19 protein-coding genes and 2 pseudogenes are annotated in these 21,079 nt (G+C 65.3%); 12 read left to right on the top strand and 9 right to left on the bottom strand.

The window, feature by feature from the left end; translation table 11 throughout:
- Positions 1-45: 45 nt before the first annotated feature.
- The 5 genes from AC3FLX_RS08785 to AC3FLX_RS08765 all read left to right on the top strand — a co-directional run bounded on the left by AC3FLX_RS08785 (position 46) and on the right by AC3FLX_RS08765 (position 4,398).
- Entirely contained in the window at positions 46-972 is a 927-nt protein-coding gene (locus AC3FLX_RS08785; RefSeq protein ID WP_488695682.1) for a metallophosphoesterase family protein, read from the top strand.
- Between the two features lie 4 nt (positions 973-976).
- Complete coding sequence (locus AC3FLX_RS08780) at positions 977-1,330, top strand: cupredoxin domain-containing protein (protein WP_488695680.1); 354 nt, start codon at positions 977-979, stop codon at positions 1,328-1,330.
- A gap of 165 nt (positions 1,331-1,495) precedes the next feature.
- Positions 1,496-1,780 carry an ArsR family transcriptional regulator gene (locus tag AC3FLX_RS08775; protein ID WP_488695678.1) on the top strand — a complete coding sequence of 95 codons (285 nt, stop codon included), beginning with the start codon at positions 1,496-1,498 and terminating at the stop codon, positions 1,778-1,780.
- A 117-nt stretch (positions 1,781-1,897) separates the two neighbouring features.
- Positions 1,898-3,187: an MASE1 domain-containing protein gene (locus tag AC3FLX_RS08770; protein WP_488695677.1), complete on the top strand. Its 1,290-nt coding sequence runs from the start codon at positions 1,898-1,900 to the stop codon at positions 3,185-3,187.
- On the top strand, positions 3,184-4,398 hold the full coding sequence (locus AC3FLX_RS08765) for an alpha/beta fold hydrolase (protein WP_488695675.1): 1,215 nt from the start codon (positions 3,184-3,186) through the stop codon (positions 4,396-4,398). Before AC3FLX_RS08770 ends, AC3FLX_RS08765 begins: the two co-directional genes overlap by 4 nt.
- Positions 4,399-4,401: 3 nt before the next feature.
- Here the strand turns inward: AC3FLX_RS08765 and AC3FLX_RS08760 are convergent, their stop codons facing one another.
- Positions 4,402-6,708, bottom strand: a complete 2,307-nt coding sequence (locus tag AC3FLX_RS08760) for a patatin-like phospholipase family protein (RefSeq protein ID WP_488695674.1) — start codon at positions 6,706-6,708, stop codon at positions 4,402-4,404.
- A 318-nt stretch (positions 6,709-7,026) separates the two neighbouring features.
- Between AC3FLX_RS08760 and groES the strand changes: the two genes are divergently transcribed.
- Together groES and groL are read left to right on the top strand one after the other, a co-directional pair.
- Positions 7,027-7,317 (top strand): co-chaperone GroES, encoded by a 291-nt coding sequence (gene groES, locus AC3FLX_RS08755; RefSeq protein WP_008644494.1) that lies wholly within the window; start codon positions 7,027-7,029, stop codon positions 7,315-7,317.
- Positions 7,318-7,407: 90 nt separating this feature from the next.
- On the top strand, positions 7,408-9,051 hold the full coding sequence (gene groL, locus AC3FLX_RS08750; RefSeq protein ID WP_488695673.1) for a chaperonin GroEL: 1,644 nt from the start codon (positions 7,408-7,410) through the stop codon (positions 9,049-9,051).
- 171 nt (positions 9,052-9,222) lie between these two features.
- Here the strand turns inward: groL and AC3FLX_RS08745 are convergent, their stop codons facing one another.
- From AC3FLX_RS08745 to tssG, 3 genes and pseudogenes are all read right to left on the bottom strand, one after another.
- Positions 9,223-10,011, bottom strand: coding sequence for a metallophosphoesterase (locus tag AC3FLX_RS08745; protein ID WP_488695672.1), 789 nt, complete (start codon positions 10,009-10,011; stop codon positions 9,223-9,225).
- Between the two features lie 148 nt (positions 10,012-10,159).
- The gene (gene tssJ / locus AC3FLX_RS08740; RefSeq protein WP_488695671.1) at positions 10,160-10,792 is read right to left on the bottom strand and encodes a type VI secretion system lipoprotein TssJ; all 633 of its coding nucleotides are present in this window, start codon (positions 10,790-10,792) and stop codon (positions 10,160-10,162) included.
- A gap of 32 nt (positions 10,793-10,824) precedes the next feature.
- A pseudogene (tssG, locus tag AC3FLX_RS08735) lies at positions 10,825-11,520 on the bottom strand (type VI secretion system baseplate subunit TssG); the annotation flags it as partial.
- Positions 11,521-11,561: 41 nt separating this feature from the next.
- On the opposite strand from tssG, the pseudogene AC3FLX_RS08730 reads away from it, so the two are divergent.
- A pseudogene (locus tag AC3FLX_RS08730) lies at positions 11,562-13,250 on the top strand (AAA family ATPase); the annotation flags it as partial.
- Complete coding sequence (tssE, locus tag AC3FLX_RS08725; RefSeq protein ID WP_488695669.1) at positions 13,250-13,681, top strand: type VI secretion system baseplate subunit TssE; 432 nt, start codon at positions 13,250-13,252, stop codon at positions 13,679-13,681. The pseudogene AC3FLX_RS08730 and the gene tssE, both read left to right, overlap by 1 nt.
- 85 nt (positions 13,682-13,766) lie before the next feature.
- On the opposite strand, the gene AC3FLX_RS08720 is transcribed toward tssE, so the two are convergent.
- A complete protein-coding gene (locus AC3FLX_RS08720) occupies positions 13,767-14,684 on the bottom strand; it encodes a LysR substrate-binding domain-containing protein (protein WP_488696210.1) in 918 nt (305 codons plus the stop codon).
- A gap of 90 nt (positions 14,685-14,774) precedes the next feature.
- Between AC3FLX_RS08720 and AC3FLX_RS08715 the strand changes: the two genes are divergently transcribed.
- Positions 14,775-16,037 (top strand): MFS transporter, encoded by a 1,263-nt coding sequence (locus AC3FLX_RS08715; RefSeq protein ID WP_488695667.1) that lies wholly within the window; start codon positions 14,775-14,777, stop codon positions 16,035-16,037.
- A 50-nt stretch (positions 16,038-16,087) separates the two neighbouring features.
- On the opposite strand, the gene AC3FLX_RS08710 is transcribed toward AC3FLX_RS08715, so the two are convergent.
- The 3 genes from AC3FLX_RS08710 to AC3FLX_RS08700 are packed head-to-tail and all read right to left on the bottom strand — an operon-like array spanning position 16,088 to position 18,068.
- On the bottom strand, positions 16,088-16,603 hold the full coding sequence (locus AC3FLX_RS08710; RefSeq protein ID WP_488695665.1) for a TPM domain-containing protein: 516 nt from the start codon (positions 16,601-16,603) through the stop codon (positions 16,088-16,090).
- Between the two features lie 11 nt (positions 16,604-16,614).
- Entirely contained in the window at positions 16,615-17,442 is an 828-nt protein-coding gene (locus tag AC3FLX_RS08705) for a TPM domain-containing protein (RefSeq protein ID WP_488695663.1), read from the bottom strand.
- Positions 17,443-17,465: 23 nt separating this feature from the next.
- A complete protein-coding gene (locus AC3FLX_RS08700) occupies positions 17,466-18,068 on the bottom strand; it encodes a LemA family protein (protein WP_488695661.1) in 603 nt (200 codons plus the stop codon).
- Between the two features lie 364 nt (positions 18,069-18,432).
- On the opposite strand from AC3FLX_RS08700, the gene dapA reads away from it, so the two are divergent.
- Entirely contained in the window at positions 18,433-19,326 is an 894-nt protein-coding gene (dapA, locus tag AC3FLX_RS08695) for a 4-hydroxy-tetrahydrodipicolinate synthase (protein WP_488695659.1), read from the top strand.
- Here dapA and hemL read toward each other — a convergent pair.
- Positions 19,313-20,605, bottom strand: coding sequence for a glutamate-1-semialdehyde 2,1-aminomutase (gene hemL, locus AC3FLX_RS08690; protein WP_488695658.1), 1,293 nt, complete (start codon positions 20,603-20,605; stop codon positions 19,313-19,315). The genes dapA and hemL overlap by 14 nt on opposite strands.
- 254 nt (positions 20,606-20,859) lie before the next feature.
- Between hemL and AC3FLX_RS08685 the strand changes: the two genes are divergently transcribed.
- Positions 20,860-21,030 carry a rubredoxin gene (locus AC3FLX_RS08685; RefSeq protein WP_414221383.1) on the top strand — a complete coding sequence of 57 codons (171 nt, stop codon included), beginning with the start codon at positions 20,860-20,862 and terminating at the stop codon, positions 21,028-21,030.
- Positions 21,031-21,079 lie beyond the last annotated feature (49 nt).

Below are 21,079 nucleotides of genomic sequence, written 5' to 3'. Positions count from 1 at the left end.
AGGTGGGGCGCCGTCCATCGGGAATAAATCCGGTGCGGCGCCGGTATGACAGACACCATCCAACCAATGGAGACGGTCATGAATGGAAACTGGAGCCGGCGCGACATCCTGCGCCTAGCGGGCGCGGCCGGCGGCGCCGTATGCGCTTCGGCATTGCCCGGCTGGGCGGCCACCCGCGACGAGGATTTCGTCTTCGTCCAACTGTCCGATGCGCATTGGGGCTTTGAAGGGCCACCCAATCCCGATGCGCGCGGTACCTTGCCCAAGGCAGTGGCGGCGGTCAACGCATTGCCACAGCCGCCGGATTTCGTGATGTTCACGGGCGACCTGACGCATACCACCGACGACCCGGCGGAGCGCCGCCGCCGCATGCGCGAGTTCCGCGACATCATCGCGCCGCTGCGGGCCGGCGCCGTCCACCTGATGCCCGGCGAACACGATGCGAGCCTGGACAACGGCGCCGCTTATCAGGAGTTGTTCGGCCCCACGCACTACACGTTCGACCACAAGGGCCTGCATGCGATCGTGCTCGACAACGTGTCCGACCCCGGCGGACAGGTGGGCGACGCGCAGCTCGCATGGCTGGCCGCCGATCTTGCAAAGCAGCCGCGCGATGCACGCATCGTCGTATTCACGCACCGGCCGCTGTTCGATCTCTATCCACAATGGGACTGGGCCACGCGCGACGGTGCCAAGGTGATCGATCAGTTGATGCCGTACCGCAACGTCACCGTGTTCTACGGGCATATCCACCAGGAACACCACCGCATGACCGGCCATATCGCGCACCACGCGGCACGCTCGCTGATGTTTCCACTGCCTCCGGCCGGGTCGCAGCCGCGCCGGCTCCCCGTGCCGTGGGACGCCGCGCATCCGTATCAGGGACTGGGCTGGAGGGAGGTGAACGCGACGGCAACGCCGGGCAAGGACGCGTTCCGGCTGGCCGAGCAGCCGGTGACCGGGAGGGGATGACGCCATGCCAACCGTGAACCGGCGCAAGTTGCTGGGCCTGATACTGATCGCCGCTATGACGCCCATGCTGGGCGCCGCCGCGCCGCGCGTGATTCCGATGCGCGCGCGGCGCTTTGTCTTTATCCCCGACCGGATTTCGCTCAAGCCTGGCGAGACGGTGGTGCTGGCGATCACGGCGGAGGACGTGATCATGGGGTTTTCGGCGCCCGACTTTGCCGTGCGGGCTGACGTGCCGCCGGGCAAGGCCGTGGAGGTGCGGCTGACCGCGCCGAAGCGGCGGGGCAGCTATGCCTTCCTGTGCGACATCTTCTGCGGCTCGGGCCACGAGAGCATGGGCGGCACGATCGAGGTGGCCTAGCCGGGGCGGCCGCCGCGCCCGGCGCGCCTGACGCCGGGTGTGCAGCCGCGCCACACTCTCCCGATCCCCCGATTCGACGGGCGTATGACCGTCTTATTTGAGCGTACGATGGCGGTGCATTGAGGCATCATCGGGCTTGCGGCCAATACCTTTCAGGCGGACACCATGGAAACCCAGGAAAGCACCTTGACCCTTGCATTGCTGACGGTGCCGGCCCGCGCGGCCATCTGCCGCGCGCTGCTGGCGGCGGGCGAGGATGGCCTGCCGGCCATCGTGCTGGCCGAGGCGTCGGGCGTGACGCTGCGCCGCGCGGCCCACCACTTCCAGGAGATGGTCCAGGCCGAGGTGCTGGCGCTCGCCATCCGGGATCACCAGGTCTGCTATATCCTCAAGGCCCGTCGCGCCGTGCGCGAGGCGCTCGAATACGTCGATCGCAGCGGCCTCAACTAGCAGTGCCTTTCCGGGCGCTTTTTTGACTGCGCCGGTCAACTGGCCGGCGGGGTTCTCCGTTCATCCAGCGTGGCCCGCGTCCCTTGCGCGTCGCGCCTCGCATCAGGAATCCCAACCGTGAAACTCGCAAACCGGATCGTCACGCTGCCGCTGTGGGCGATCCTGTACTTCGTATTCGGCTACGCATCCCACAAGATCAATGGGCCGTTTGCCGCGACCGGCTATATCTGGCTGCCCGCCGGGGTGACCGTGGCCGCGTTCATGCTGGCGCCGGCGCGCCGCTGGATTGGGTTGTCCCTGGCGTTCCTGGTCGCGCAGATGCTGCTTGGCGTGGTCGAAGGACGCGATCCGTTCCGCATGCTGCTGTTCTCGCTGGACGAGATCGGCTTTGCGGCGGTGGCCGTGGCGCTGGTGCACATGATGCGGTTTTCGCTGGAGGGGCTGGCGTTTCTGCGTGGCCTGCTTGTGGCCGCCGTGGTCAGTAGCGTCGGCGGCGCGGTTTTCGGCGCGGGCTGGTTCTGGCTGTTCATGGATGTGCCGTTCTGGGCCACGGCCAAGGTGTGGGCGGCCGCGGACTTTGTGGGCGTGCTGATCGTGACGCCGGTGTTCGCGGGATGGGGCCGCTTCAGCGCTGCCCGCTCCGGCGGCCGGCGCCGCGGTGAATTCCTGGCCGGCATTGCCGCGCTGCTGGCCGTACTGGTTGCCGTGGCCGCCGTGTTCGACGGCACGCGGCTCGTGCAGCTCTCGCTCGGTGTGGCCTACGCACTGACCTATATTCCGCTGTTTTTTGTGGCAATCGTGGCGCTGCTGCTGGGTGGGCGCGGTGGATCGGTGGCGGTGGCGTTGCTGTCGGCACTGGTGTTGCTCAATACCGCGCAGGGCGATGGCCCGTTTGCAGACACGGCCGTCTATCACGGCTATTCGCTGCTGGTGGCGCAGCTCTATCTGGCGGTGGCGGCGCTGCTGACGCTGCTGATCAGCACGCTGCGCACCGCGCGTGAGCAACTGCACGAGGCGGCCGCCAGCCGGCAGAACGACGTGGAGCTGGCACTGGCGGCCAGCGGCCAGCTCGTCTACAACCTCGATCCGCACAGTGGCCGGTTGCGCTGGAGCGGCAGCGTCGAACAGGCGTTTGGCTTGCCTGAGTCCGCCTTTGCCACGCTCGACGATGTGCTGGCCAGCGTGCATCCCGACGATCGCGCCGAGGTGCGCCGCCGCTGGCTGCGCGAAAGCGACGGCGAAGTGCGCGGCGATCTGACGTTCCGCCTGCTGCTGCCGGCGGGCGCCACCACGACCGTCGTCGACATGAGCGGTCCGCTGCTTGACGGGGACGATACCGTGGCGCTGATTGCCGGTGCCTGGCGCATCGTGGCAAGCCACGATACTGAAGGACGGCGCGCGGCATGACGACCGATCGGGCCCCGCGCGTCGGGGCCTTGCTGATCCACGGCCTTGGCGGTACCCAGTACGATCTGGGGCCGATGCACAAGGTGCTGCGCCGCGGCGGCGTGGAAACGCACGCCGTCACACTGCCGGGCCACGGCGGCACGCCGGAAGACCTGCTGGCCGTGCGGGCCGAGCAGTGGATCGATACGGTCACCGAGGCGTACGACGCGCTGGTGGATCAGTACGACACGTTCCACGTGATCGGCATGTGCATGGGCGCGCTGTTGGCCGTTGCTTTGTGCGACCGGCGGCAGCATCGCAAGGGCCTGCTCGTGGCGCTGTCCGCGCCGGTCTATATCGACGGCTGGTCGACACCGCCTTACCGCTGGCTGCGGCACGTGGTGTACCACCTGCCTGTGCTGCCCACCCGCATCAAGGTGGAAGAGAACGAACCGTTCGGCATCAAGAACGACCTCGTGCGTGCCATCGTCAAGGCCAAGTTCGAACGGGGCGACAATTTCCACTATCGCTGGGTGCCGCTGACTTGCATCCGGCAGGTGGATCGGCTGCGGCGCTGGGTCATCGACGGCGCGCACCGCGTGCCATGCCCGACGCTGGTGGTTCATGCGCGCGAGGACGAGCTGACGTCGGTGCGCTCCGCCGATTTTCTGATGGCCAATGTGCCGCAGGTGCGCGGCGTCGTCGTCGAGAACAGCTATCACATGATCTGCGTCGACAACGATCGTGAGCAGGTCATGGCCAGCGTGGTCGAATTTCTCGGGCTCGATGCCTCGGCCCGCCCCATCCGCGCGCGGCGCGCGGTGGAAGCGCCGATGTCGGCCGAAGCGGTGCAGGCGCTGGTCCGCGACTATCTGGCCGCGCTGACCACCCGTCATTTCGAGGCAATCTATCCGCAGCTGGACCCCGCCATCGTCTGGCGCCATGTGGGCGACCACCCACTGGCCGGCGAGTACGGCGATCGTGACGCCGTGATCGGCCTGTTCGAGCGGCTGTCGCAACTGGCAGGCGAGTCGATCCGTATCGAAGCAGTCGGGGCGCCGCGCATCGACGGCCTGACCGTGGAGGTCGATATCGCCGTGTCCTACCTGCTCGATGGCATGCCAATGCACGGACACGGCGTCCAGACCCTGCAACTGCGCAATGGCCGCATTGCCGCCGTGGAGTACCGTTCGGCGATGTCAGTGGACAACCCGGCCGCGCTGGCCGGCTAGCGATCAGAACACGCGGCCGAGCTGGAGGTAGATGTTCCACACGCCCGCCGGCGCCGCCGCGAATCCGAAATAGAGCGGCCCGATCACGCTGTTGCCGCCAATGAACACACTGGCGCTGGACTTGTACGGGCCGCTGCCGAAATTGCGCCGTCTGAGCCAGACATCGCCCATTTCGAGGCTGGAACCAAAGACCGTGGTGCGCAGGCCCGGCAACGTGAACTCGCGCAGTTCGTTCAGATAGGTCAACCGGCCATACAACAGGTAGTTGCCCGAGAACTGGTCCGGCGCATAGGCCGACAGACGCTGGAATCCGCCCAGCGTGAAGCCCAGCCCGCCGCTGACGCTGTTGTTCGAGCGATGGTCGTTGTAGGTCATCGCTCCCTCGGCGGCCAGGTTCAGCGTGTGGCGGCCATAGCTGCCGGCCCAGAGCGCCTTGGCGTGGACGTCGTCGAAGCTGTTGTCGGTGCCGCCGAACGAGAGCTGGTTCACCGCAAAGAGGTAGTAACCCTTGCGCGGATAGAGCGGGTCGTCGAGCTGGTCGATGGTCAACTGCGCCCGAACGACCGGCTGGCGCACGCTGGCGCTGAAGCGGCCGTTGGGCATGCCGGCCAGCAGATAGTCGGAGTCGTAGCGCACCTGCTGGTAGTTCGCGCCGACGCGGAACTCGCCCAGGCGGCCGATCGGCAGGCCGAGATCGACACCCGCCAGCGCGGTGTCGACACGCACGGCCGTCAGTGGCGTGGCGTTGCGCTTGTCTCCGTTATCCGGATAGATATCGACGTGCTTGCGGCCATATTCCAGATACGGGGCAATGTAGAAGCCCAGCCGGTCGAAGATGGGCTGGCGCAATTCGGTGTGCCACTTGGCCTGGTTGCTGCCCAGCACGATGTCATTGCGCCATTCCAGCCCGCCCTGCGTCAGCCACGGATAGCGATGGCCGAGTTGCAGGTTGAACGCCCCCTTGCCGTCGAACGTCGTCGACAGGCCAAAGCCGAACAGCAGGAACTGCGGCCCCCACGATTTTTCCTGCGCGTCGACCTTGAGCACGGAGCGTCCGTCCCTGGTGATCAGCTCCTGTGTCACGCTTTCGAAATCCCCGCTGGTCGATAGCTGGTCCAGGTCATGGTTGATGGCCGCGGTGTCGTAGCGGTCGCCTTCGCGCACGCGCAGGTATTGCTGCACGTATGAAGCCGGGATGCGGCCCGACGTGTGAATCTCGATCGCATCGACGCGGCGTGGCTCCAGCGTGGCCATGCGCGTGGCACGCGAAGCCACATACTGGTCCCACGCCTCGCGCGGCAGGGCCAGCGCGGCCAGCCGGGGCGCGATGGCTTCGGCCGCGGCATAACCCTTCTGCACGCCGTCGTGGGCGTGCGAGAAATCGGTAAATGACAGCGTGCCGAGATCCGGCTCCAGCAGTACGTCGCGCGGTCCGAGCAGGGCCTTTTGCGTCGCCACGTTCTGATTGGTCAGGATCGTCACCATCTGCTGCGTGACGGCCGCCGGCGAATCGAGATTCGCGGGGTCGTCCAGCGGCGTGGCCACGTTGACGGCGATGACGATGTCGGCGCCCATGTCGCGCGCCATCTGCACGGGCAGGTTGCTGACCAGGCCGCCATCCACCAGCGTGCGCCCATTCACCTTGAATGGCGCGTACAGGCCGGGCACGGCGGCACTCGCGCGTATCGCGTGCGGCAACGAGCCGTGGTCCAGCACCACCGGTGCGCCGGTGGCCAGGTCGGTGGCGATCGTTCGAAACGGGACGGGCAGGCTGTTGAAGTCGACGTCACCGGGCCATGCCGCCGTCCAGTCCTGCAGCAGGGTCAGCAGTTTGTTGCCCTGGACCAGCCCCACCGGCAGCTTGACGCCTTCCTTGCCCAGACCCGCGGAGATGCCGATCGGATACTGGAAGCTGTCCTCGCGCAGCGTCTGCGGCAGTTGCGCGCGCTCGTTGCGGTCGAACACGATGTCGCTGAGGGTCACGCCGGACAGCCGCTTGTCCAGCTCGTCCGCGCCGATGCCGCCCGCATACAGCCCGCCGACCACGGCGCCCATGCTCGTGGCGGCGATGCAGTCCACGGGCACATGCATCCGCTCCAGCGCCTTCAGCACGCCGATATGGGCATATCCGCGCGCGCCGCCGCCCGACAGCACCAGGCCGATGCGTGGCCGTGCGGTTGCGCCGTTTGCGTGGCCGCCGTCACACGCCGCGTGGGCGTGCTGCCAGGGCAGCAGCCCGAGCAGAAACAGACCGAACAGGACAGTCCACCCCGATGGGGCGCGGTGCGGCGCATTGGCTTGGCGAAACATGGCGTGACTTCGGAAGAGGGGGCTTGCAGCGTTGTGGACGGACCCATCTGCGAACGCCGCAACGGGAGTTTTCGTGGACATTTTCGGCGGGAAGTGCCCAAAAGTGGCGAATCGGCAGGCCAGAAACCGGTATTTCATCGCTCTACGGGAAAACCCCCATTCAGGTCTCGTCTTGAAATCGAAATACCCCGTCCCTATAATTAGCACTCGCTGGGGGAGAGTGCTAACAGTCCTTCCCCGCGGTACCCAACCCTGATGGCCGTTGCAGACAACGGCCATTTGTGAATTGAAACTCACTTTTTGTATTTAGGAGTCCGTATGAACCTGCGTCCTCTGCACGACCGTGTGATCGTGAAGCGTCTGGACAATGAAACCAAGACCGCGTCCGGCATCGTGATTCCCGACAATGCAGCCGAGAAGCCGGATCAAGGCGAAGTGCTCGCCATTGGCCCGGGTAAGAAGGATGACAAGGGCAACAACATCGCCCTCGACGTGAAGGTGGGTGACCGCGTGCTGTTCGGCAAGTATGCCGGCCAGGGCGTGAAGGTGGATGGCCAGGAACTGCTGGTCATGCGCGAAGAAGACATCATGGCCGTCGTCAACAAGTAATCGACGCCTGTCTCACCAGACAAAACCCCAGATTCCAGAACGTCCCGCCATGTGCGCGGGGCGTTCGATCCAGATTCGGAGATTCAAGACATGGCAGCAAAAGACGTAGTGTTCGGCGACGCCGCACGTGCCAAGATGGTTGAAGGCGTGAACATTCTCGCCAACGCAGTGAAGGTGACCCTGGGCCCGAAGGGTCGCAACGTGGTGCTGGAGCGCAGCTTCGGCGGCCCGACCGTGACCAAGGACGGCGTGTCCGTGGCCAAGGAAATCGAACTGAAGGACAAGCTGCAGAACATGGGCGCCCAGATGGTCAAGGAAGTGGCTTCCAAGACCAGCGACAACGCCGGTGACGGTACCACCACCGCTACCGTGCTGGCCCAGTCGATCGTCCGCGAAGGCATGAAGTTCGTGGCCGCCGGCATGAACCCGATGGATCTGAAGCGCGGCATCGACAAGGCTGTTGCCTCGGCCGTGGAAGAGCTGAAGAAGCTGAGCAAGCCGACCACGACCAGCAAGGAAATCGCCCAGGTTGGCGCCATCTCGGCCAACAGCGACGCCTCGATTGGTGAGCGCATCGCCGAAGCGATGGACAAGGTCGGCAAGGAAGGCGTGATCACCGTGGAAGACGGCAAGTCGCTGGCCGACGAGCTGGAAGTCGTGGAAGGCATGCAGTTCGACCGCGGCTACCTGTCGCCGTACTTCATCAACAACCCGGAAAAGCAGGTTGTTCAACTGGACAGCCCGTTCGTCCTGCTGTTCGACAAGAAGGTTTCGAACATCCGTGACCTGCTGCCGGTGCTGGAGCAAGTGGCCAAGGCTGGCCGCCCGCTGCTGATCATCGCTGAAGACGTGGAAGGCGAAGCCCTGGCCACGCTGGTGGTGAACAACATCCGTGGCATCCTGAAGACCGCCGCCGTGAAGGCTCCGGGCTTTGGCGACCGCCGCAAGGCCATGCTGGAAGACATCGCCATCCTGACCGGCGGTACCGTGATCGCCGAAGAAATCGGCCTGACGCTGGAAAAGGCTACGCTGCAGGACCTGGGCCAAGCCAAGCGCATCGAGATCGGCAAGGAAAACACCATCATCATCGACGGCGCCGGCGACGCATCGGCGATCGAAGGCCGCGTGAAGCAAATCCGCGCCCAGATCGAAGAAGCGACCTCGGACTACGACCGTGAGAAGCTGCAAGAGCGCGTGGCCAAGCTGGCCGGCGGTGTTGCCGTGATCAAGGTTGGCGCCGCCACCGAAGTCGAAATGAAGGAAAAGAAGGCCCGCGTGGAAGACGCCCTGCACGCCACCCGCGCTGCTGTGGAAGAAGGTATCGTCCCCGGCGGTGGTGTGGCCCTGCTGCGTGCCCGCGCTGCGATCGCTGCTCTGCAAGGCGACAACGCCGACCAGAACGCCGGTATCAAGATCGTGCTGCGCGCGATGGAAGAGCCGCTGCGCCAGATCGTGCTGAACGCTGGTGAAGAAGCCTCGGTCGTGGTTGCCAAGGTCATCGAAGGCAAGGGTAACTACGGTTACAACGCTGCTTCGGGCGAGTACGGCGACCTGGTCGAAATGGGCGTGCTGGATCCGACGAAGGTGACCCGCACCGCGCTGCAGAACGCCGCTTCGGTGGCTTCGCTGATGCTGACGACCGACTGCGCCGTGGCCGAAACGCCGAAGGAAGAGTCGGCTCCGGCAATGCCGGGCGGCATGGGCGGCATGGGCGGCATGGACGGCATGATGTAAATCACGCCGGACTGCTGAGCCAATCAGCCTGTCTGAAAAAACCCCCGAGGGTGCGAACCCTCGGGGGTTTTTGTTTTGTGGCGCGGTGAGGTGCGGTGAGGTGCGGTGTGGCTAGGTGCGGCGCGATGTGGCGTAGCGCGAGGTACCTCGCGCAGGGCGCCGGGCTACGCGTTATACCTCGACGACCTTCCCCCAGTCGAACACCGGATTCTCCGGCGCGCCGGTGCGCCGCGAGATATATCCGCGCGGGTTGCAGACCACACGCGTATCGTCGATCCAATAGTCGAAGCTCGTGTGGGTATGGCCGTGAATCCACAGATCGGCCTGGGCCACCAGGTCGGGCCGCCGTGAAATGAAGCCGGCGGACACGATGTCATGCGCATAGCGCGCATCGAGACTGCCGAGGTCGGGGCCGTGATGGGTGACTACCACGGTCTTGCCGTCGAACGGCCGGGCCAGTGCGTCGGCCAGCCATGCGGTGGCGGCGCGATGGCGCGCAAGCGCATCGGCCGGCGTGAACATGCGGGGTTGGCCGTCATCGCCAGCGGTGTTGATCAGCCGATGGTCAAACATGACCTTGCTGCAGGCCGTCATGGCTTCGTCGATGCGGTTTTCGCCGTACAGCGCGTAGTCCGTCCACCATGTGGTGCCGATCACGCGCACGGGCCCGCCATCGGCGCCCGCGAACTCGGCAATCGAGCCGTTGAGCAGGGTTACGTTGCCCGATTCGGCTGCGCCTTCGTCCATCAGGTGGTCTACCGTATCGAACGTGCTTTCGTAGTATTCGTGATTGCCAGGCACGTAGAGCACGGGCCCGCCGAATACGCGTGCCGCCCAGTCGATGCCGTCGCGGCCGTTGGCGATGTCTCCGGCCAGGATCGTGAGGTCCGCGCCGCAGGCGGGGACGGCCTCGGGCATGTTGTGTTCGATGTGCAGATCGCTCAGGATGCGGATCTTCATGCTGAGGGCTCCCGGATGACCGTGCGGACGGGCTGAGAAATGGGGATGGGTTTGTCCAGCATTTTTCAGAAGACTGGCGCGCGGGTCAAGCCGCCTGCCAGGGCAGGTCACTCACGCATTGCCGCCGCACAACGCAGAAAAGCCCGGCCTAGCCACGGCGAGCGGCTCCTTCGGGTTCGCTTGCGGTCGGTGTCGGCGCCGCTGGAACACTTTGCTGTGGCGCCTGCGGCTTGGCGGGCTCCGGCTTTACACCGGCCAGCTCCAGCACGTTGTCGTTCGCAACGATCTTCACGGGGTCCGTCGCCTTCCACTGCTTCTTCGGGATGATCAGCTTCCACACGGCGCTCTTGCCACTGTCCCGGAACAGCGCAACGACGCCCACGTACTGCGCGTCCTCTTTCATGGGTTCGCTGATGCTCGCCGCGGCGTCGGGCCTGAGCACGACATCCTTCGTGGCCAGCAGGTCGGCCTTCAATCCATCCAGATCGTCGGCCTGGAATTGCGCGTAGCTCAATTGCTCAAACGCCTGCGGTGTTTTCAACTGGTAGATTCTCACCACGGTCGACAACGATTGTCCGCCGCCGTTTTTATTCAACGACGCCCGGCTGGTGAGGTCGATATTCATGGTCTTCACCTGCGTCGTGAACGCCCACTTTGCTGCCGCCACCGTGTTGTCCGTCACAGCCTGGCCCATGCCGCAGCCGGCGGCGATAACGGTGGCGCAAAGCACTGCGAGGAAGTTCTGAAACTGCCGCCTCATGTTGTTGGTCCTTTCGGTCATTCGTGTTGCTGTCCTGCGTTGGCGTTGGCGCCTCAATGTGGTTTCCGGCACTGAGGCGCGTAGCCGCGCCAGGTTCCCAGTTGAACGCGGGTGAATTCTTCATCGGTTTCCGCAGCCGCTTGCGTCGGGCTTGAGCAAAGCTGTGTCGTGTACCCGAGGCTGACTTCCCGCGAATTCAGCGCCGGCGGCGGCATCAGGGAGCGCCGCACGTGCATCTCCAGATGCGCATTCACTTCATAGCCGAGGTAGAAGCGCAGTAGCTCCATGACCTCGCGGTGTGTTTGACGCCCCGGCATCAGCCCGAGCACTGACTCGCGCAAGGATGGGGTAATCACGACTCGCACCGTGTTGGAGCGGTCGTAGAAGCCGCGCCCCAGCACGCAGTTCTCCCCAAGCGGTGTCCGTTCGGGGGATTCGATCGGCACCCAGATCGCATGAAATTCCGCGACCGTGATCGTCGCATCGGGCACAGCATGCTGGAGCACGCCTGCCAGACCTTCGGCTGTGCGCGTGCGCTGGCTGGCCAGCCCGAGCATCGACAGAAGCTTGCGCGTGGGCACGGCCTGGTCCGCTGACGGTTGCCCGAAGCCCAGCCCCAACAGGCTTAGCAGACAGCGCGATACCTCATCCTCGCCGCTCTTGCGAAAGCCCACCGGATAGCGGTACTTGCGCGCCACGCGGTAGAACTGCGTGACGATCCGGTGGTGAAACAGGTCCAGGAAGGCTGCGAACCCGCCGCGCATGCGCGTAATGCCTGCCTCACGCAGTCCTTTGCGCGGCAGCATTGCGCACGATCGCCGCCACTACATGGTCCGAGTACAAACAGTATTTCGAACGAGACGCGGCGCTGGAGCGGCGCTTCCAGATGGTGAAGGTCGATGAGCCGGACGATGAAAGCGCCTGTCTGATGCTGCGGGGGCTGAAGGAGCGCTACGCACTGCACCACAGCGTTCACATCACCGACGCGGCCGTGGCGGCCGCCGTGCGTCTATCGCGCCGCTATCTGACCGGGCGCCAGTTGCCGGACAAGGCCGTTGACCTGCTAGATACGGCGGCGGCCCGCGTGCGCATGAGCCAGGAGGCCACACCCGTCGCCATTTCGATTTGCCAAGCGGAACAGGCGGCCCTTGAAGTCGAGCGCACGGCGCTACAGCAGGACCAGGGCGCTATGGGCACCGGGGATCAGGAGCGCCTGGCAGCCATTGAGATGCGGCTCACCGCGCTGGCTGCCGAACGCACACGACTCGACCATGCGCTTGCCGAGCAGAAAGATGCGGCCGAAGTGCTGATGTCCCTGCGCGAACACTGGCAATCGGCTCCGGATGACACAGCGCGGCGGGACCTGGAGCCGGCGATCGCGGCCACGCATGAAGCGCTGGTGCAGCCAGGCCGGACCGCGCTGATCCATGTGGAAGTCGATGAGAGTGCCATCGCACAGGTCATTGCCGATTGGACCGGAGTGCCGGTCGACAGCCTGCTGTCCAACGAGCTCACGACGCTGCTCGAACTGGAGTCGCGCCTCGGCACCGTCGTTGTGGGCCAGGAAGATGCGCTGGCGGCAGTGGGCAAGAGCCTGCGTGCGGCCAAGGCTGGACTGAAATCCGAGGATGCGCCACTGGGCGTCTTCCTGCTGGTCGGGCCGTCCGGGGTTGGCAAGACCGAAACAGCGCGCGCGCTCGCGGATCTGATGTTCGGCGGCGAGCGATCCCTCATCACCATCAACCTGTCCGAGTACCAGGAAGCCCATACCGTCTCCCAACTGAAGGGTTCGCCACCGGGTTACGTTGGCTATGGGGAAGGCGGCATCCTCACCGAGGCGGTGCGCCAGCGGCCCTACAGCGTGGTGCTGCTCGATGAGGTCGAGAAGGCCCACCGCGACGTGCTGAGTCTGTTCTACCAGGTGTTCGACCGTGGCGTTATGCGAGACGGCGAAGGCCGGGTGATCGATTTCCGCAACACCGTTATTCTCATGACGTCGAATCTCGGTGGCGATGAAATCCTGGCAGCAAGCCAGGCTACCGTAGAGGCAGGTGGCGACGTGACGCCCGGCATGCTGATGGAAACCATCCGGCCGAAGCTGGTGGACCACTTCCAGCCTGCGTTGCTCGCGCGCTTTCAGACCGTCGTGTACCGGCCGCTTGCCGCGAACGCGATGGCCACGATTGTGCGCATGAAGCTGGCGAACGTTGCCGCCCGTATCGAGCGCCGGTTCGATGTGCCGCTGCAGTGTGACGACGCGCTCGTGGCCGAGCTGGTCCGGGCCTGCCTGTTGCCGGATTCTGGTGCCCGCAACATCGACAGCCTGCTCGATCAGCAGATCCTGCCGGTGCTCTCGCGTGAACTGCTTGTGCGCGTTGGTGGCGGACAGATCCCGGCTTCGATCCGGCTGTCGTTCTCCGACGAGGATGGCATCGGCGTGGAGTTCGACGAAAGGCCCGATGCCGTGGAGCAAGGTTGATGCGCGGCGGACCGGGGCTGTTTGAAGCCGTGACAGGATACTTTGCGAACGGCGTGGCGGTCGACGAGTTCGACCCGGCCACGCAGACTTTCCTGTCCGTGCAGGACAACATCCAGCGCATTCTCAATAGCCGCCGCGGTGGCCTCGCGCATCTGCCGGACTACGGGCTGGGCGATCTGTCCCGCATCTACCGCCATCTGCCGGCGTCCGCCCACACGCTCAAGCGAGAAATCGAAACCACCCTGCTGCGTTATGAGCCGCGCCTGAAGTCCATCGACATTGCGATCGAGGAGACCGAGCCTGGGATGCTGCTCAGTTTCACCATGAGCTGTCACCTGCATCAGGCTGGGCTCGTGCGATTCGGCACTCACTTCACCCCGGACGGAAAGACGCGGCTCAAGCTGCTCAGGGCCGGCCAGGATCGGTACTAGGCGGCCATGTCAGGTGACACGGCACATGAAATCCATGCAATGAAGTCATTGACCCGCACAAGCACCGCTGCCAACACGAAGTGATTCAGGTGGGAAGCGGGAATGCCGATTCTTCCACCTGGTCACGCAGCCAGGCGTGAAAGCGCTGAATGGCCTTTTCGCGCGGGTTGCCTTCGCGCCAGGTAACCCAGTAGTGCAGGCTCGACGCGATACGGGTGGTGCCGATCTGGACGAGCTGGCCGCTGGCCAGGTAGTCATGCGCCAGCTGGGAGCGCGCCGTGGCCACGCCAAGCCCGGCCACGGCCGACTGCAGCATCAGTCCGGCGTCCTGGAAGATCGGCCCGCGCTCGGGCTCGACGGGCGGCAGGCCCGCCATCAATAGCCAGTCGCGCCAGGGACGCAATGCGAATCTCAGCATCGGCAGCCTGGGCAGGTCGGCAACGGTGAAACCGGGGTATTGCGCCAGCAGCGTGGGACTGGCTACCGCGATCACATAGTCCTCGATGAGGTTGTGGCACTCGAAGCCGGGCAGGTCCACACGCTGGTGCCAGATACCGACATCGACCGAGTAGGGGTCCGGGGGCGAAATCTCGGCGTGCAGGCGCAGGTGCAGATCCAGCTCCGGTGCCTGCGCATGCAGACTGGGCAGCCGACGGATCAGCCAGGCATTGGCCAGATCCGCCATCACGCTGACCTGCAGCCGCACCACCGGTGGGGCGGCCACGTCGCTTGCCTCCCGCAAGGCTACTTCGAGCTGGTCCAGGGCGCCGCGCACCTGCTCGGCCAGCCGGGCACCGGCGCTGGTCGGGGTCATGGTCAGCCCGGTACGCTGGAAGAGCTTGGTGCCAAGGTTGTCTTCGAGCGCGCGGATGTGATGGCTGATGGCACTGTGGGTGAGTGCCAGCTCTTCGGCTGCACGCGAGAAACTGCGGTGCCGCGCGGCGGCTTCGAGGGCGCGCAGTGCCTGGAGCGGGGGCAGGTGAGGGGGGCGCTTGGTGACCATGTCGGATTTGAGTGTCGTCAAATTCTACTCACAATTGTCGCAGGTATCTTTCGCTGGTCTTGCACCACACTGGTGATCACAATGCAGGGCATGAACACTTCCACCGCTCATCCCACGCATCCGTCCGCCGCCTTGCCGCAGCCGAACCATGCGTCGCCGGCCCGTTGGCGTGTGCTGGCGTTCTTCTCGCTCGGCTTTCTGGTGTCATACATCTTCCGAGGCGTGAACCTTGGCTTCGCGCCTTACCTGACGCGCGAACTGGGCCTGACCGCCGGCGACCTGGGCCTGCTTACCAGCTTCTACTTTCTCGGCTTTGCCTGCGCGCAATTGCCGGCGGGCATCCTGCTGGACCGTTTCGGGCCCCGCCGCACGGAAGCTGCGCTGCTGATGCTGGCCGTGGCCGGCTCCCCCGTGTTCGCCTGGGCGCCGGGCATGGCCGGCCTGGCTGTCGGGCGCGCGATGATCGGCGTGGGTGTTTCGGTTTGCCTCGGTGCGGCGATCCAGGCACTGTCGATGTGGTTTCCGTTGTCGCGCATGCCCTTGCTGAACGGCCTGGTCATGGCCATCGGCGGACTGGGCGCCGTGGTGGTGGGCGCGCCGCTATCGTGGCTGCTGTCATGGACGGATTGGCGCACGCTCAGCGCGGGCCTGGCGGCCATCTCCTTTGGCATGGCCGTGCTGCTGTGGTTTGGTGTGCCCGATGTGAAACGGGTCGGCAAGGAGAGCTTTGCCGAGCAACTGCGCGGTACACGGCTGATCTTGAGTAGCGAGCGTTTCTGGCGCGTGGTGCCGCTGACGTTGCTGAACCAGGGAATTTTTCTGGCCGTGCAGACGCTGTGGGTCAGCGCCTTCATGCGCGATGTGCAGGGCCTGTCTGCCCACGAAGGGGCGCGGCTGGTGTCGGTGATCGGCTTGGCGATGATGGCGGGCTGCGTCGGCGCAGGCTGGGCCGCACGCCACCTGGAGCGTCGTGGCATCAGCCTCTATGCGTTTGCCGGCTTCGGCATGATGGCGTTCATCGTCATTCAGATTCTGCTGATGGCGCGGCTGCCATTTCTGCCGCTTGGCCTGCTATGGGGCGCCTACGGCGTGTTCGGCTCCAGCGGCATCCTGACCTACGCCCTGCTGGCGCGGCGCTTTCCCGATGCGCTGATCGGCCGCGCCACCACTGCCATGACGCTGACGGTATTCCTGGCGACGTTCGTGTTCCAGGTCGGCATCGGTTTCGTGCTCGACTTCTTTCCGGTGGCGAATGGCCACTACCCGGTGTCCGCGCACCTGTGGGTCTGGGCCGGGCTGGTGCTGGTTCAGATCCTGGCAGCGATCTGGTATCTGATGGAGAAGCAGCCGTAACACTGCTGCCCATATCCAACCGCCAGCGCCGCCGACGCGGACGCGGACGGTCAGAGGATGATGGGCCGATCGTCGAGTTCGTTGGGATTGCGCCCGACGCTGGCCGGGAAATGGTCGGTCAGGAGTGCGTGGATCTGGACGATGGCATCGAGCACCGGCTTGACCGACAGATCTCGCGCCAGGCCTTGCGTCAACTGCGCGCAGATACCTTGCCAGGCCTTTGGATCAACGCAGGCGTCGATGCCGCGATCGGCAAGCAATTCCACGGCATGGTCGGCCAGGTTGATGTAGAGCAGCACGCCCGAATGGTCCTCGGTGTTCCAGACCTCCAGCGCGCCAAACAGCGCACGGGCGCGCTCGCGTGCCGATGTGCCGCGCCACGCCAGCGATAGCGGAAGACTCGCCTCGATGACCACGCGCACTTCGCCGCGGTGATGCTGCTCGCCCTTGTGCACGGCTACCTGGATCTGCCGTCGCGCTTCCTCGGGAAATGCCTTGCGCGCCGCACCGGGGCCAGTGCCCAGATGGCGCAGCGCGCGTGCGATCGAGGCCTTCGATTTGGGCATCGATGTCTCCTTCACCAGTTCCCGGACGCGCCGCCACCGTCGAAGCCGCCCCCGCCACCGCCGCTGAAACCGCCGCCGCCGCCACCACCACCGCCGCCACCAAAACCTCCGCCGCCACCGCCACCCCAGTGGCGCCCGATCTCATAGCCGGTCATGCCGCCCAGCCCGCCGGCCGTGCCGGTGGGCCAGCCCCGGCGGCTGGTCACGACGTGCGGCTGTCCACCGCGCCGCAGCATGGCCGACAGGAAGAAGAACACGATGATGGCCAGCGGAAACAGCACTGGCAGCCAGTCGCCAATCTCGACATTGCCCTGTTTGCGGCGGTCCGGCGCGGCCAGTCCTTCCTTGTCGATGGAAGCCTGGATGGCCGAAATGCCAGCGGCCAGGCCGCCGTAGAAGTCGTTCTGCCGAAAGTGCGGCGCCATGACGTCGCGCAGGATGCGGCTCGACATGGCATCGGTCAGCGAACCCTGCACGCCGCGCCCGACTTCAAGGCGCATCTTGCGCAGTCCGGGCGGGTTGTCCTTAGCGATCAGCACGATCACGCCATCGTCGATACCCTTGCGGCCGGCGCGCCAGGCGTCGGCCACCCGGATGCTGTAGGCGTCGATGGTCTCCGGGTCGGTGGTAGGCACCATCAGCACGAAGATCTGGCTGCCGCGCTGCTGTTCGTATTCGGCCAGCACGTTCTCCAGTGCATTGCGCTGGTCCGTGCTCAGGGTGCCGGTCAGGTCCGTGACGCGCGCGTTGAGCGGCGGCACGGCGACGAAGCCGTCGGCCGCCCATGCGGGCATGGCCAGCACGATTGCCAGGAACCAGAGCGTGACGAGCCTGCGCATGATGGCGTCTTGGTGTGGGCCGGTCAGAACTTCACGGCCGGCGGCGTGGAAATGGCTTTTTCGTTTTCCACGGTGAACGATGGCTTGACCGGATATTTGAAGACCATTGCCGTCAGGTTGGTCGGGAAGCTGCGCGCCAGTACGTTGTAGTCCTGTACCGCGGCAATGTAGCGCTGGCGGGCTACGGTAATGCGATTCTCGGTGCCTTCGAGCTGCGACTGCAGGTCACGGAACGACGCATCGGCCTTGAGGTTCGGGTAGTTCTCGGACACCGCCAGCAGACGCGACAGCGCGTTGGTCAGCTGGCCCTGCGCCTGCTGGAAGCGCGCAAACGCCTCGGGGTCGTTCAGCGTTTCCGGAGTGACCTGGATGCTGGTGGCCTGGGCGCGCGCCTTGGTGACGGCTTCCAGCGTTTCGCGTTCGTGGCTGGCGTAGCCCTTCACGGTGGCTACCAGATTGGGAATCAGGTCGGCGCGGCGCTGGTACTGGTTGACCACCTCGCCCCAGGCGGCCTTGACGGCCTCGTCCTTCTTCTGGAAATCGTTATAGCCGCAGGCGGAAAGCAGGCTGGCCAGCATGGCGAGCATCAACCAGCGAAACAGGGCGGGGGTAGTATCGGTGCGCATCAAGGAACTCCTCGATCTCCGGAATGGGCAATTCTGGAGTGTAGCGCAGCGTTGTAATGCTGCCGGCCTAAGTGCGTTCCGCTTGACTATCGTCGCGGTGGGCCGGTAGATTCATGGCCATGCCGCGCCAAGCCCGATTCTTCTCCGTCGTGTCCGCTCCCGTCCTGGGCGCGGCAGACCTGGCCGCGCGCGCCAAAGCCAAAAAACAGTCGCTCGTCTGACCGGAGCGCGCTGTTCCGTCAGATGGGCGACGGAACAGCACCTCGGCTGGAAGGGCGGTCCTGCCTCTTTCCAATCCTCCCAGTGGGTCCTGCATCGTCGCGCATCGGCGGTTTTCCGAACCGGTCGATCCGGAGATGTATTGATGCAAGCCACACGACATTCGATCCACGGTATCTGGTTGCCGCTGGTGACCCCATTTCTCGCTAACGGTGCTGTCGACCATGCCGCGCTGCGGCGCATGGTCGCACGCTATCGTGCCACCGGCCTTGCCGGTCTCGTTGTTTGCGGCAGCACCGGCGAAGCGGCGGCACTGGAGGAGACCGAGCAACTCGCGGTACTGGACACCGTGCTCGATGCCGCAGCCGGGCTGCCGGTAATCATGGGACTGGCCGGCAACCATCTCGGCCACGTCCTGTCACGCCTGGAATGGCTCAACAATCGTCCGCTGGCCGGCGTGCTGGCGCCGGCGCCGTACTACATCCGCCCATCGCAGGCGGGTTTGCGCGACTGGTTCGAGCGGCTGGCCGATGCGTCGCGCGCGCCGGTTGTGCTCTATGACATCCCATACCGCACCGGCGCCACGCTGACGCAGCAAACGCTGCTGGCACTGGCCCCGCACGACAATATCGTCGCCATCAAGGATTGCGGCGGCAATGCGCAGACCACCCAGGCGCTGATTGCCGACGGCCGGCTGTCAGTGCTTGCAGGGGAGGATCATCAGTTGCTGGGTACGCTGGCGCTGGGTGGGCAAGGGGCGATCATCGCCTCGGCGCACTTCCGGCCGGAGATGTTCGTGGCCATCTGGCGCGCGGTGGTGGAAGGGCGCATCGAGCAGGCTCGTCACCTGTTCCACGCACTGATGCCGCTGATCCAGGCACTGTTTGCCGAGCCCAATCCGGGCCCGGCCAAGGCATTGCTGGCGCGGCTGGGCTGGCTGGCCGATACGCTTCGGCCACCCATGACACCGGCATCGCCGGCGCTGGCGGACCAGCTCGCGGCGCTGCACGATGCGCTGGACGGCGTCAGCTTGCCTTGAACGCTTTTTCCGCGGCCTGGATCGTCCGCGCGATGATTGCGTCGTCGTGCTTGGCCGAGACAAAGCCGGCTTCGAAAGCCGACGGCGCCAGGTAGACGCCTTCGGCCAGCATCGCGTGGAAGAATCGGTTGAAGCGGCCCACGTCTGCCTTCGTCACTTCGGCAAAGCTCGCCGGCACGTCGTTGGTGAAGTAGATACCGAACATGCCGCCGATGGCGTCGGCCGAGAACGGCACGCCGGCGGCCCGTGCCGCGGCGGTCAGGCCATCGGCCAGCTTGCGTGTCTGCGCGGTCAGATTCTCATAGAAGCCCGGCGCCTGGATCAGCTTCAGCGTGCTCAGGCCGGCGGCCACGGCAAGCGGATTGCCCGACAGCGTGCCGGCCTGGTAGACCCCGCCCAGCGGCGCCAGTTTGGCCATGATGTCGCGCCGTCCGCCGAACGCCGCCGCGGGCATGCCGCCGCCAATCACCTTGCCCAGGCAGGTCATGTCCGGGCTGATGCCGTAGTGCGACTGCGCGCCGCCCAGCGCCACGCGGAAGCCCGTCATCACTTCGTCGAAGATCAGCACGCTGCCATGCTCGCTGCACAGGTTGCGCATCGTCTTCAGGAAGGCTTCGCTGGCGCGAACCAGGTTCATGTTGCCGGCCACGACCTCGACGATGACCGCCGCGATCTCGCCCTTGTGACGCGCGAACGCTTCTTCGAGCTGGGTCACGTTGTTGTACTCGAGCACCATCGTGTGGCGCGTCACGTCGGCGGGCACGCCGGCCGACGACGGCGCATTCTGCGTGGTGTCGGCAAAAGTCAGCAGCCCCGATCCGGCCTTGACCAGCAGGCTGTCCGCGTGGCCGTGATAGCAGCCCTCGAACTTGATGATCAGATCGCGGCCCGTGAAGCCGCGCGCCAGCCGCAGCGCGCTCATGGTGGCTTCGGTGCCGGACGACACCAGCCGCACCTGCTCGATCGACGGCACGAGCTTGCAGATTTCCTCGGCCATCACGATCTCGGCCTCGGTCGGGGCGCCGAACGAGAAACTGTGCGCGGCGGTTTCCTGCACGGCGCGCACCACGTCGGGGTGCGCGTGGCCGACGATCATCGGACCCCAGGAGCCGATGTAGTCGATGTACTGCTGGCCATCGGCATCCCACATGTATGCGCCTTCGGCCCGGGTGATGAAGCGCGGCGTGCCGCCGACGGAACGGAAGGCGCGCACGGGCGAGTTGACGCCGCCAGGAATGGTCTGCTGGGCGCGGTCGAAGAGCTGCTGGTTACGGGACATGGAAATCTGGCCAAAAGAGAAGACTGGAGGATAGACAGGCGTCCGGCCGGGGGCGGCCAGGCGGGCTTTGCCGCCGGTTGCCGGAAAAGCTGGCAATCGCGGGTCAAAGCGTGCCGTTCAGACGGCATCTGCACGCCAAATTGCACGAACGCGGCGATATTGGGCCGAATATGCCGGCCCACGGGTGGCGTCATCGGCGCCGATTGGGTACCATCATGCGCTGGATTTTAATTGAGACTGGCAAAAGCCTGCATATGGAATACAAGACTTGGATGTGCCTGATTTGTGGCTGGATCTATGACGAGGCCACCGGTGCGCCGGAAGACGGCATCGCCCCGGGTACCCGATGGGAGGATGTACCCATCAACTGGACCTGCCCGGAATGCGGGGCACGCAAGGAAGATTTCGAGATGGTGGCCATCTGAGGCCATCCTCGGAAAATGGCCGCGCGTCGCGTCAAAGCGACAGAACGGC

Source organism: Cupriavidus sp. 291-E7, assembly GCF_057798835.1.
This window is presented reverse-complemented; position numbering and strand designations above follow the sequence as displayed.